Source organism: Streptomyces sp. SID14515, assembly GCF_010548505.1.
Classification (GTDB): domain Bacteria; phylum Actinomycetota; class Actinomycetes; order Streptomycetales; family Streptomycetaceae; genus Streptomyces; species Streptomyces caviscabies.
This window is the reverse complement of record NZ_JAAGMH010000053.1, coordinates 1-12793: the sequence shown is the minus strand read 5'-3', so window position 1 is coordinate 12793 and position 12793 is coordinate 1. Positions and strand designations below refer to the sequence as shown.

The 12793-nt window shown below is 70.5% G+C and carries 8 protein-coding genes and 2 pseudogenes; 7 read left to right on the top strand and 3 right to left on the bottom strand.

Translation table 11 applies throughout. The annotated features are described in order from the left end of the window. Positions 1 to 340: 340 nt before the first annotated feature. Positions 341 to 1747, bottom strand: a complete 1407-nt coding sequence (locus G3I54_RS09860; protein WP_164613304.1) for a glycoside hydrolase family 76 protein — start codon at positions 1745 to 1747, stop codon at positions 341 to 343. Between the two features lie 375 nt (positions 1748 to 2122). On the opposite strand from G3I54_RS09860, the gene rpmF reads away from it, so the two are divergent. From rpmF to G3I54_RS09825, 7 genes are all read left to right on the top strand, one after another. Then, positions 2123 to 2293 (top strand): 50S ribosomal protein L32, encoded by a 171-nt coding sequence (rpmF, locus tag G3I54_RS09855; RefSeq protein ID WP_164613156.1) that lies wholly within the window; start codon positions 2123 to 2125, stop codon positions 2291 to 2293. Between the two features lie 6 nt (positions 2294 to 2299). Beyond that, positions 2300 to 3472 (top strand): GTP-binding protein, encoded by a 1173-nt coding sequence (locus G3I54_RS09850; RefSeq protein WP_164613154.1) that lies wholly within the window; start codon positions 2300 to 2302, stop codon positions 3470 to 3472. Between the two features lie 288 nt (positions 3473 to 3760). Further along, on the top strand, positions 3761 to 4063 hold the full coding sequence (locus tag G3I54_RS09845) for a hypothetical protein (protein ID WP_164613152.1): 303 nt from the start codon (positions 3761 to 3763) through the stop codon (positions 4061 to 4063). Positions 4064 to 4336: 273 nt separating this feature from the next. Beyond that, the gene (locus G3I54_RS09840; RefSeq protein ID WP_164613150.1) at positions 4337 to 5989 is read left to right on the top strand and encodes a SpoIIE family protein phosphatase; all 1653 of its coding nucleotides are present in this window, start codon (positions 4337 to 4339) and stop codon (positions 5987 to 5989) included. A gap of 139 nt (positions 5990 to 6128) precedes the next feature. Then, positions 6129 to 6938, top strand: coding sequence for an SAM-dependent methyltransferase (locus G3I54_RS09835; RefSeq protein ID WP_164613148.1), 810 nt, complete (start codon positions 6129 to 6131; stop codon positions 6936 to 6938). A gap of 34 nt (positions 6939 to 6972) precedes the next feature. Then, positions 6973 to 8235, top strand: a complete 1263-nt coding sequence (locus tag G3I54_RS09830) for a DUF6357 family protein (protein ID WP_164613146.1) — start codon at positions 6973 to 6975, stop codon at positions 8233 to 8235. Positions 8236 to 8514: 279 nt separating this feature from the next. Further along, positions 8515 to 11484, top strand: a complete 2970-nt coding sequence (locus G3I54_RS09825) for a family 16 glycoside hydrolase (RefSeq protein ID WP_164613144.1) — start codon at positions 8515 to 8517, stop codon at positions 11482 to 11484. Positions 11485 to 11507: 23 nt separating this feature from the next. Here G3I54_RS09825 and G3I54_RS09820 read toward each other — a convergent pair. Next, positions 11508 to 12557: pseudogene (locus G3I54_RS09820) on the bottom strand (hypothetical protein); the annotation flags it as partial. 37 nt (positions 12558 to 12594) lie between these two features. Then, positions 12595 to 12793: pseudogene (locus tag G3I54_RS09815) on the bottom strand (hypothetical protein); the annotation flags it as partial.

Sequence of the window (12793 nt, the reverse complement as noted above, 5' to 3'; positions counted from 1 at the left end):
GCGATACCCCGCACCAGGGCTTGAGGGCCTGACTGTCGTGAGCATGCGCGGCGGAGATGCCGATGGAGAGGGGCAGACCCGGTCTGCTCGGTGAGCAAACAGTTGAACCCGGGCCAGACCCAACTGCCTGCAGAAGAAACGGATGGCTACCCGATACTTGGCAGTCACGGTCGACTGCTCGACGACCGGAACAGAAGTATCCGGGCTGCTCAGCTGGCGGGCCCTCATGGTCAACAGAGTCAAGCCGTCTCCGGCTATCGCCGTCCATGCACCGCTGACGGCGTGGAAGCGTGCCGGTGCAACCGGGCGCCGGACCAGGTGCCGCGGCGGCTGCCCGAAGTCAGCCGCCGGCGTTCGCGTTGAGCAGGTCGAGGACGCTGTGCTGGCAGCCGTAGTCGGTCGTGCCGCTGCCGCCGCTCCAGTGCGGGCCGTACTGGTCGAGCGCGTTGCGGTTGTGCTCGTAGGCGCTGTCGGCCCAGCGCTCGATGGCCGCCGCGTAGGGACGGTCCGGCAACTGGCGGTCGAGCTGGCCGAGTCCTCGGACGTAGGCGCCCTTGAAGGAGGCCCCGTCGCTCGTGCAGCTGTCGTCCTCGCCCGGTTCGCGCAGTACGCCGCCGGACTCCAGCCCGACCGTGGAGGCGTCGGCCAGTGAACGGGCGGTGGTCAGCAGGCCGGTGTCTCCGGTCGCCCGGTGCAGCTCGGTCAGCGCGGCCAGGACGACGCCCTGGTTGTACGTCCAGGTCGGCTGGCGGTTGTTGGCGCAGGAGTCGTCGAGGCCGTCGTTGATCATCCGGTCCTCGTTGATCATGCCGCTCTCCCGGAACCAGTTCCAGCCACGTTGCGCCCGGTCCAGATAGGTCGTGTCACCAGGGGTGCGGTTGTGCAGGGCCGCGTTGAGCTGGATGAACAGCTCGTTGGTGATCGCGTTCTTGTAGTTCCCGTTCGTGTTCCACCGGACTCCGCCGCCGCAGGTGTCGTTCCAGTTCGCGTTCATGTGGTCCGCGTCGGCCCGCGCGGTGTCGAGGTAGCGGCGGTCGCCGGTGAGGTCGTAGGCGTTGATCCAGAGCAGGCCCCACCACCCGGTGTCGTCGAGGTACTCGTTCCGGAACTGTCCGTCCTTCGCGTCGATGTTCTTGGCGTAGGTGTCGGCGAAGGCGTACGCGTAGCTGCCCATGCCGCTGGTCCTGATGTTGTCGGTGAGCGCGGTCAGCGCGTTGGCGCTGGTCCACCAGCCGTCGCCGCCGAAGAGTTTGCTGTCCCGGTCGTACGACATCATCAGCGCGGTGGCGGCCGCGGTGCTCCTGCTGTCCGCGTTCCATGTGGTCCGGGCCCAGGGGGTGCACGCGATGCCGCCGCCGGCCGGCTGCCCGCAGGCGCGGAGCGCGCCGATGCCCTGGGTGTTCCAGTCGTCGACGTTGTACATCTGGGTGCGCCAGCCGCTGCCGCCGACGGGCACGGCCGTGTCACCCAGGCGGCTGCCGGACGCCCAGGTACGGCCGCCGTCCATGGACCGGTCCAGCCATACCCGGTCGCCCGGACCGCCGTTGTCGATGGACCCCCAGCCCATCCCGTCGGCGTCGTCGAAGTGCAGTGCGACGGTCCGCGAGGAGATTGCGGCGGTGACGGGAACGCGGTCGCCGGGGCTCGACGACGGGTCCCGGGCGTCGCAGTACGTGTTGCACACCTCCACGGGCGCCGCCGAAGCGGTGGTCGGCGTTCCGCCCACGAGGAGGCCGGCGGACAGCATCGCCAGGGACATGAGAAGTGCGGCGGGCGCGGTTCCGCCCTTCCCGTCGATCCGCATGCTGAACCTCGGTTTCCTGGAAGCCGGTAGGCAGGCCGGCACCGGCTGAGCCTGTCGGCCCGGAGGCCGGTGCCACCCCTCCTGAGTACGCCCACCAAGGGGCTTTGTACAGCAAGTGGACAAAGTTTGTTTCCTTTGCGTCAGCCATTCCCGCCCCAGGATGAAGCCGCCACATCCCTCGCCAACCTCCCTGCCAACAAGGGGGAGTTGGCGTGATCGGGGCCGGCCGCCCACCCCGTCCCGGTGAGCCCGACGCCGCTTTTGGTGTTGACTATCGTTTTCATGTAGCGTTTCCACACCGACGACAGAGGTGGTCCCATGGCAGTCCCGAAGCGCAAGATGTCCCGCAGCAACACCCGTCACCGCCGCGCCCAGTGGAAGGCGGTGACGCCCCAGTTGGTGCCGGTCACGGTCGACGGTTCCGTCTACCGGGTGCCGCAGCGGCTGGCGAAGGCCTACGAGCGCGGCCTCCTGCGCCCCGAGGACTGACCCCTCATGGCGCGGGACCCCCTGCCCGTAACCGTGCTGTCCGGCTTCCTGGGGGCCGGAAAGACCACCCTGCTCAACCATGTCCTCGGCAACCGTGACGGCCTGCGCGTGGCGGTGATCGTCAATGACATGAGCGAGATCAACATCGACGCGGCGCTGGTCCGCGAGGGCGATGCGACGCTCTCGCGGACCGAGGAGCGCCTGGTCGAGATGACCAACGGCTGCATCTGCTGCACGCTGCGCGACGACCTGCTCGAAGAGGTGGACCGGCTCGCCCGCGAGGGGCGCTTCGACTATCTGCTGATCGAGTCCAGCGGCATCTCGGAGCCGATGCCGGTCGCCGCGACCTTCTCCTTCCCCCGCGACGACGGGGCGACGCTGGGCGACCTCGCCCGGCTCGACACCATGGTCACCGTGGTCGACGCGGCCGGCTTCCTCACCGAGCTGGCAGAAGGCGACGGGCTTGCCGAGCGGGGCCTCGACCAGTACGAGGACGACGAACGCACGGTCAGCGACCTGCTGATGGACCAGGTCGAGTTCGCCGACGTCATCGTGCTCAACAAACTGGACCTGGTGGGCGAGCGAGAGCGCGCACGGCTCGGCGCCGCGCTCAGCCGCCTCAACCCCGAGGCCCGCCTCCTGCCCGCCACGCGGGGCCGCGTGGAGCTGAGCGACGTGCTGGGCACCGGCCTCTTCGACCTGGAGCGGGCCCAACAGGCTCCCGGCTGGGTCCGGGAGCTGAACGGCGACCACACGCCGGAGACCGAGGAGTACGGCATCTCCAGCACGGTGTTCCGCGCCGACCGCCCCTTCCACCCCGGCCGCCTGTGGGCGTTCGTCACCGAGGATCTGGACAGCGGGCGGTACGGACAGGTCCTGCGCTCCAAGGGTTTCTTCTGGCTCTCCAGCAGGCCCAGGGTGACCGGACTGTGGTCACAGGCCGGCTCCGTCGCCCGCTTCGAGCCTTCCGGGGCACGCGAGGCCGGCGCCACGCAGGGCCAGGAGCTGGTCTTCATCGGCACGGAGCTGCGCGAGGACGCCTTGCGTGCGGCCCTCGCCCGGTGCCTGCTGTCCGAGGAGGAGTCGTGGCGCACGGCCGCCGACCCTTTCCCGGAATGGGAAACCCACGGCCTGGACGACGCGTGCGAACACGAGGAAATGGTCACCGCGCGCCCCTGATCTCCGGACCGGGCGGTGGTCGCAGCCACGGCATCGCCCGGTCCGGCCCCTCTCCGCAGGTGAACCCCGTCGGCCGACAGTCCGGTCGACGGGGTTCTCAGCCGTCGGCCATCGACATCGAGTCGGGCGAGGAGCACGTGTCCTGGGGGCTCGCTCCTCGCCTGCTCCTCGTGCAGCGCGCCCGCGGGCAGCAGCACCGGGGCGGACTTAGACTGCGAGAAAAGCCGGATATGTCCGCCCGGGCGCCTCCGCGGACAGTCCCGCGCCACCCGCGAAGGAGTCAGCGAGATGTCCACGACCACGGCGCACCACCCTCACCCCGCGCACACGCACACCCACGCCCCGGGATGCGGCCACGTGGCGATCCCGCACGACGACCACATCGACTACGCGCACGACGGGCACCTGCACCGGGTGCACGAGGACCACGCGGACGAGTGCGTGAACCCGTCGCACACGGTGCACGACGGACACGAGCACCGGCACGGAACGGACTGCGGCCACGTCGCCGTACCGCACGAGGACCACGTCGACTACGTCCACGACGGCCATCGGCACGCCCAGCACGGCGATCACTGGGACGACCACTGAACGCCTCTCCCGCAGGACCGTCGACGTAGGTGCACGCCGGGCACTCCCCTGCGTGGCACGGCGTGCAGGCCCTCGCCGGTCAGGGCGTGCTGCCGTCCCGCATACGGGAGATGATCGGGACATGAGTGGCGAAAGAGACCCGGTGTGCCGGCGTACGGCGCCGGTCCGCCGTGTCCGCGCCGCGAGCCACGCCCTCGCCCCGAGGCCCTACGAAGCGGCGCTGCCGCCGTCCGCGGCCGTACCGCCGTCGGGCGGACACCGAAGGCGGGGGCGGTGAACCAAGAACGTCTTCTCCGGCATTACGCGGCGCTGATGAGCGCCGTGCCGCAGTCGGTCTGGGTGCTGTCCGCCGACGGGGTCGTCACTCTTCCGGCGGGAAGCGGCATGACGGAGAGGCTGTGGCACCCCGATGGCGGGACGTCCTGGATGGAGGCCGTCCATCCGAAGGACCGGGACTGGTTCCGGCGGGCCTGGCGCAGGACCACCGAGGAGAGGTCTCCGCTCGACACGGTGGTACGGGTGCGGCTCAAGGACGCCCCCGACCGCTTCCGCCACATCAAGATCATCGCCGTGCCCGTCCTGGACGAGGAAGGCGGCACCGAATGGGTCGGCACGGCCGCCGACGCAGAGGAGCACTGGCGTATCCGGATGCGGGAGAAGCTGCTGGCCCGCATGGCGGCGGTACCGGCCGCGCACAACCTGTCCGAGGCGTTCCTGACGACCGCGGCCGCCGTCGTCCCCGAACTCGCGGATGCCGTCGCCGTCTTCCACGTACGGGGCGAGCCCGGGCCCGGGCACGGGCGGCCCGAGGGCGCCGCGTCCGCGGCATCGACGCAGAGCGTGGGGCTGGCGCCCGGGCTGCCGTCCCTGTACCCGCTGGACAGGGACATCCTGTGGGGGGCGACCCCACGGCAGGTCATCGAGAGCCAGGAGGCCCGCCTGTTGACCTTCCCGCCCGGAGAGCCTCCCGAGGACGGCCTCTCGAAGGCGTCCGTACGGTGGCTGCGCAAAGCCGGTGCGACCAGCGTCGCGCTGCTTCCGGTCGTGGTGGACGGCCGGGCCGTCGCGCTGGCGACCACGACGACCTGCCGGGGGAACCCGCCGCCGGACGAGGCCGAACTGAACCTGTTGCAGGACGTCTTCCAGCAGATGAGCGGGCCCCTGCGCCGGACCATGGAGCTGCAGAGAATCCGCGACAAGGCTCTCGCCCTGCAGCAGTCCTTCCTCGCTCCTCCGTCGGCCGTCGACGGCATCTCGATCACAGCTCTCTACCATCCGGCCGACTCGGCCGCGGAAGTCGGTGGGGACTGGTACGACGCGGTCAGGCTCTCGGCGGACTCGCTCGCCCTGTCCATCGGCGACATCGCCGGCCATGACCTGGACGCGGCCGCCGCGATGGGCCGCGTCAACAGCCTGTTGCGAGGACTCGCCTACGACAGCGGGCCGGCCGCCAGCCCGGCGGTCACCCTGAGCCGGCTCGACCGCATTGTGCAGGCGCTCGACGGGCCGTCGATGGTCACGGCGGTGCACGCGGTCATCCGGCGGCTGGCCCCTCACGTCTGGCGTGTCACCCTGTCCAACGCGGGTCACCCGCCGCCGCTGCTGATCCCCCGCGACGCGCCGCCGCGGTACCTGCACGACCTCACGGCCCCGGACCCTCCGCTGTGCGTCACCGACGCCCTGCCCCGTACCGATCTCCACATGGTCATCCGGGAGGGCGACACCCTGGTCTTCTACACCGACGGGCTGGTGGAAGCACCGGGCACGGACATCGGCGACAACCTCGGGCGCCTGCGCGAGCGCACCGAAGCCCTGGTGCGGGCGGGGGTGCCCCTGGCGACGCTGATCCGAAGGCTCCTGCCGCCCGCGCAGAACCGGCGGGACGACATCGCCGTCATCGCGCTGCAGGCCCGGTCGGGCCAGTAGTCCGTCGACGAGGTGCGCAAGCCGGATGTGTCACCTCGGCCCGGGCCGCCGGGCGTGATCCCGCCCGGCCGCCTCGCTTGCGCGCCCGACACCGCGATATACCGTCGAACAAGCCGTACCTGACCGAAAGAGGCCTCGCATGAGTACCCCCCACGACCGGCAGAGCGGACTCGCCACCTCCCGGGCCCACTCCGCCCGGGTCTACGACTACATCCTGGGCGGGAAGGACCACTACCCCGTCGATGCCGAAGCCGGCGACGCGATGTGCCGCCACTGGCCCGCCCTGCCCGTCCACATGATGGAGAACCGCCGGTTCATGCACCGCGCCGGTCGCTTCCTCGCCGAGGAGTGCGGCATCCGCCAGTTCCTCGACATCGGTACGGGACTGCCGACCCCTCCCAACCTGCACCAGGTCGTGCAGGAGGTGGCGCCGGAGTCACACGTGGTCTACGTGGACAACGACCCCATCGTGCTCGCACACGCGCGGGCCCTGCTCCAGAGCTCGGCCGAGGGCGCCACCGCGTACGTGGACGCCGACATGCACGACCCCGACTCCATCCTCGACAGCCAGGAGTTCCGGGATCTGATCGACCTGGACCGGCCCGTCGGCCTGATGGTGATCGGCATCATGCACTTCATCCTGCCGCCCGACGACCGGCGCCTGATCACCAGGCTGCTGGATCCGCTGCCGTCCGGCAGCTATCTGGCCATGACCATCGGCACCGCGGACTTCGCACCGGAGGAGGTCAACCGGGTGGCGGAAGAGTACCGCCAGCAAGGTATGCCCTTCGTCCTGCGTGACCTGCGGACAGCCACCTCGTTCTTCGACGGGCTGGAGTTGCAGGATCCGGGAGTCACCCAGGTGCACACCTGGCGCCCCGGTCCGGAGCAGAGCGCCATCGACGGCCGGGACATCGCCATGTACGGCGCGGTGGCCAGGAAGCCCTGAAGGCCGGCCTCGCCCGGTGCGGAAGACTGGGCCCATGAACGACATAGTTTTCACCCGTCAAAGCGGCTGGATCCCGAACGTGGTCCGCGAGGACGGTGGACTGAAGCTGATGCTGGGCGCCGGGGCCGACGCCAACCATGATCCCCGCACCTTCACGTTCCCGATCGAGGAAGCCCATCTCGGGGTGATCCGGGAGGATCTGGGCAGGCATCTGCTGCTGTGGAGCGCGGTTCTTCCGCTGTGCGACGCCGCCGGCACCCGGGGCCGGCTGGACGAGAGCGCCGCCGTCGCGCTGCTGGATCCGATCCTTTTCTCGCCGGCCGCGGACGTCGACGCGCTCTTCCGGAGCATCCGGTGGGACAGGGGCCGGCTCATCGCGCATGGGGCGGACATCGATCTGCTGGAGCGCGGCCAGGTCTGCGCGGCGATGCGCGCGGCGACGGAGACGGCCGACGGCAAACGGGCCCAGAAGTACGCCGCGAACCGCCGTCGCGCCGAGCGCGGAACCGTGCTCGGTCCGCTCGACGCCGCGATTCTGCGGTACACGGGCCAGTATCTGCACGGTTCGACGGTCCCGAAGCGGACGCCCGGCGCCGTCGACCCCGCACTGCTGCCCGAGGTCATGCGGGTGATCAGCACCGCGGAGCAGGCGTGCGCCAGGATGCGGATCGGCCGCGATCCGCGACGGGGAAAGCGCGCCACGGACAAGCGCGACTGGGATCGGATGGCGGCGGCGGTCGACGCGGCCGTACGCCGTGCGCACCCCGCGCTCGCCGATGACGCGGTGCGTACCGTGAGCTTCCTGATGTGCTCGGAGGCCGCGGGCCGCTCCAGGAGCGCACCCATGGAGGACGAGGAGGAGGCTGCCGGGGAGCGCGCCGACGTCGGCGGGAGTGCGAAGAAGACGGCCCTGTCGTTCACCGACGACAAGGGCGTCGAGAAGAAGTGGCTCTCGGGCGGCGCCCGCACCGCCACCGCGGAGTTCTGGGAGTTCGTCGCCGATCGCTCCGCCGCGGACAACGAGGTGTTCACCATCGAGGACGAGGCGATGGGTGAAGGGATCCAGCTCCACTTCTACGCGGACTCCATCGCCCGGGTCACCACGGTGCGGGAAGGTGTGGGCGGGGCTGATCCGGAGTACCGGGTCGAGTACAGCCTGGTCGACGGGATCGGCGGGTACCGGAAGCTGGTCGGCGCCTTCGTCCGGGGCGGCTGCGCCGCGCTCGGACCGCACGGCCGCTGGATGTCGGATGTCGCCGAGTTCGAGCGCGCACGCCGCCGGAAGGGCGGCGCCTGACTTCGGCGCCACACCTGAGAAGCAGGAACCGGAGCAGCCCCTGAGGTCGCCCCGCTGGGCGGCGACCCAGAAAGATGCCGCCTAGAAGCAAGCGCTTTCTCCATTCCACCAGCCCACTCGGGCGCGAGTTGAGCAATCTCCTCTCCATGGACTTTCCAACGATAGACAGAAAGCGCTTGCGGACCCGTTGCCTTTTCCGTGGGGCCTGCCCTTCACTGTGAACGGCAGCCCGTCAGCCACTGGACCGCCGGCTGCCTCGGCCCTCAAGGAGGAAGGCCCATGCGGCGTTTGGCCGTACTCGTCTCAGCCCTGTTCCTCGTGTCCCTCACCCAGGGCCAGGCCGCCGCCCAGCCCCCCGACATACCGCCCCAGGAACCGGGCGTGACCATGCGGGTGTTCGACGTACAGATGGCTCTGGACGACTTCTGCACGCTCAAGCCGGGGCAGACGCCCAACGTCGACGAGTTGAAGCCGACGATCGACTGGACCACCGCCGAGGACTTCGGGCTGAGCGGCAAGTTCGTCACCGAGGTCACCGCGTACCTGAACGTCGAGTCGGCCGGGACGTACGACTTCCGCATCACCAGTGACGACGGATCCCGGCTGATCATCGACGGCACGGAGATCATCGACAACGGAGGCAAGCACGGCGCCCAGCCCAAGGAAGGCTCGACCGAGCTGACGGAGGGCCACCACGCACTGCGCATCGACCACTGGGACGGCGAGTACGACCAGCGCCTCCTGCTGGAGTGGCGGCCGCCCGGGTCGGACGCGTACACCGTCGTACCCACTTCGGTGCTGAGCACCGACGCCGACGTCACCCGGGTCACCTCGCCGGGCCGCAAGCTGTGCGAGGGCATCGACGAATCGCCGGGCGACGGCCTGCCGTTGGCCGGCGTGCACCCCGACTACACGCTGACCGATCTACGTCCCGACGGTTTCGAACCGCAGGTCACCGGCATGGACTGGCTGCCGGACGGCCGGCTGGCCGTCAGCACCTGGGGCGGCAGCAGGGAGAGCGAGCTCGGGCAGGTGTATCTGCTCGACAACGTCACCGGCACCACCGACCCGTCGAAGGTGACCAAGAAGCTGGTCGCCGACAACCTGCTGGAGCCGATGGGCCTCAAGTATGTCGACGGCACCCTCTACGTGTCCGAGAAGGACGGCCTGACGGCGCTGGTCGACAAGGACGGCGACGAGGTCACCGACGAGTACCGCCAGATCGCGACCTGGCCGTTCGGCGGCAACTACCACGAGTTCGCGTTCGGGCTGCTGTACGAGAAGGGGCACTTCTACGTCAGCACGGGCATCGCCATGGTTCCCGGCGGCGCGACCCAGGACCCGCAGAACGTGCCCGACCGCGGCTCCACTCTCAAGATCGACAAGAAGACCGGCAAGGTGTCCTACGTGGCCGGAGGGCTGCGTACGCCGAACGGCCTCGGCCGGGGCCCGGAGGGCGACATCTTCGCCACCGACAACCAAGGCGCGTACGTGCCGACGTCGAAGCTGGTGCGGATCAAGCAGGGCGCCTTCTACAACCATCACACGAACCCGGACGGCGTCTACGACGACCAGCCGGTGACCGAGCCCGTGCTGTGGCTGCCGCACGGCGAGATCTCCAACTCCCCCAGCAACCCGATCCAGTTGCCCGACGGCCCCTTCGCCGGGCAGATGGTGTTCGGTGACGTCACCTACGGCGGCCTCCAACGGGCGTTCCTGGAGAAGGTCGGCGGCGAGTACCAGGGCGCGGTGTTCCGGATGACGCAGGGCCTGGAAGCCGGGGTCAACCGGATCGGCCTCGGCCCGGACGGGGCGATCTACGCCGGCGGCATCGGCGACGCGGGGAACTGGGGCCAGGAGGGCAAGCTCAAGTTCGGCCTCCAGAAGCTCGCGCTCACCGGTGACGAGGCCTTCGACATGCGCGCCATGCGCGCGATCGACGGCGGCTTCGAGATCGCGTACACCCAGCCGCTCTCCGAGGAGACCGCCGAGGACCTGGCGGCCAAGTACGAGGCGCAGCAGTGGCGTTATGTGGCGACCCCGCGGTACGGCGGCCCGAAGGTCGACGAGGAGACCCTCGACGTGACCTCGGCGACGCTCTCCGAGGACCGTAGGACCGTGACGCTGAAGATGGACGGCCTGCGCCCCGGCCGGGTGGTGCATGTGCAGTCGCCCCGCCCCTTCGCCGCGGAGAACGGCGCGGAGCTGTGGAGCACCGAGGCCTGGTACACCCTCAACACGCTGCCGGACGGCTCGAAGGCGCCGCCGGTGTACGAGGCGGAGTCCGCTTCGCTGGACGGCGGGACCAAGTTCAACGACAACCACTCCGGGTACTCCGGCGCGGGCTTCATCGACAACAACTGGGAGCCGGGCTCCCGCACCACCTTCGCCGTACGCGCCGACAAGAAGGGGAAGCACGACCTCGCCCTGCGGTACGCGAACGGGCAGAACTCCGACCCGGAGCCGAAGCCCCGGTCGATGACCCTGTACGTCAACGGCGAGCGCCACAAACAGATCTGGCTGGACTCCACCGTCGCCTGGAACACCTGGGCCACCCACGTCGAGTCGGTGCCCCTGCGCAAGGGTGCGAACACGATCACCTACGCCTACGAGCCCGAGGACGACGGCCATGTGAACCTCGACAACCTCACCGTCACCCCGACGAAGCGCACCACGCTCTTCGACGGCACGAACCTCGACGCCTGGGAGTCCAAGGACGGCGGTCCGGCGCGATGGCCGGTGGCGGACGGCTCCATGGAGTCGTTGGGGGGAGACATCCGTACGAAGGAGAAGTTCGGCGACTTCCGGATGCACGCCGAGTGGTACCAGCCGGACTACCCGGGGGACGTCACCGGGCAGGCGCGGGGCAACAGCGGGGTCTACATCCAGGAGCGGTACGAGCTCCAGGTGCTGGAGTCCTTCGGGGTCGACGTACCCGCCAAGGACGACGCCGGGGCGATCTACCTGCGCAAGGCCCCGGACGTCAACGCGGCGACCGCGCCCGGCACCTGGCAGAGCTACGACATCGATTTCCGGGCGGCTCGCTTCGACAGCGACGGAAAGAAGGTCGAGGACGCGCGGGTGACCCTCCGGTGGAACGGCAAGCTGGTGCACAGGAACGTCGCCATCGCCGGACCGACCGGGGCGGGCCGCCCGGAGGGCCCCGCCCCGGGCCACATCAAACTGCAGGACCACGGGGACCCCGGTGAGAACCCGAGGTTCCGCAACATCTGGATCGAACGGCTCTGACACCCGCGTTCACACGGTGTGCCCTACGTGGTCGGATCCCAGGCCGCTGAGCACAGGGATTCGGCCACGGCGGCCGTGTAGCGGGCGGCGGCCAGCCAGTGGGCGGCGAAGCCGTCGGTGTCGGCGGGGAGCAGACGGCCGAAGAGATCGCGATCACGCTGGGCCGCCGAGGCGCACAGGGCGGTGAGGAGGGCGGCGGCGGTGGGAAGACCGGCGCGGCGGATCCGCGAGGTCTCGGCAGTGACGTCGCCCAGCATGCCGAGGGCGGCGCGGCCCGCCGGAACCGTCTGTTCGACCCGGCGCTCCAGGAGGTACAGGGGCGATGGCCCGCCGGAACCGGTGGGCTGCGGCGGGGCGAGGTGCGCGGGGGCGGCCGGGTCCGGGAGGTCGGCGCGGCGCAGACGATCGAGGCCGAGGTCGATCGTGCCCTCGCCGGTGGGGTGCGAGCACGCGAGGAGGGTGAGCCGGGGGTGGGGGGCGGGAGCCAGGCGGCCGATGATCCTCAGCCGGGCGCCCGGCGCCGCGGCCAGCAGTGCCATGTTGTCGCGGTGAGCCAGCGCGGGGTCGTCGTCGGCGACGGCGAGCCGGACGGGAACGCCTCCCTCGCACAGCGCGAGCAGACAGCTGCCGCCCGGTTCCCGTACCGCGCCGAGAAGTTCGACGTCCAGGAAGAGCAGATCGCTGCCACCGCCGTCCGGGTCCGCGTAGCGGGAGGTGGACCGCAGGGCGCGCGCGGCCTGTTCGGCCGGCGGCGTCTCCCACAGGGCGGCGAGCGGCGGCTCCGTCCACGCCGCACCCCGGGCGGTGACGGCCTTCACGCCCTTTCCTGCGCCCAGTCTGCCGTCCGGCGAGACCGTCGCCCCCGAAACCGCCAGGCCGGCCCGGCCCAGCTCCCGGTGGGTGAGCGCGCTGTCCCCCAGGCGCACGGCCCGGTCGGCCACGCCGAGGGCGCGCCCCACACCGCCGGGCGCCACATCGCCGACCGTGAAGAGGCGGCCGTCGGCTCCGAGGACCCAGGTGCGGACGCCGCCGTGCCCCGAGTCGGTGACCACGGGTTCGGTGAACAGGCCGTATCGAACGGCTCTGACACCCGCGTTCACACGGTGTGCCCTACGTGGTCGGATCCCAGGCCGCTGAGCACAGGGATTCGGCCACGGCGGCCGTGTAGCGGGCGGCGGCCAGCCAGTGGGCGGCGAAGCCGTCGGTGTCGGCGGGGAGCAGACGGCCGAAGAGATCGCGATCACGCTGGGCCGCCGAGGCGCACAGGGCGGTGAGGAGGGCGGCGGCGGTGGGAAGACCGGCGCGGCGG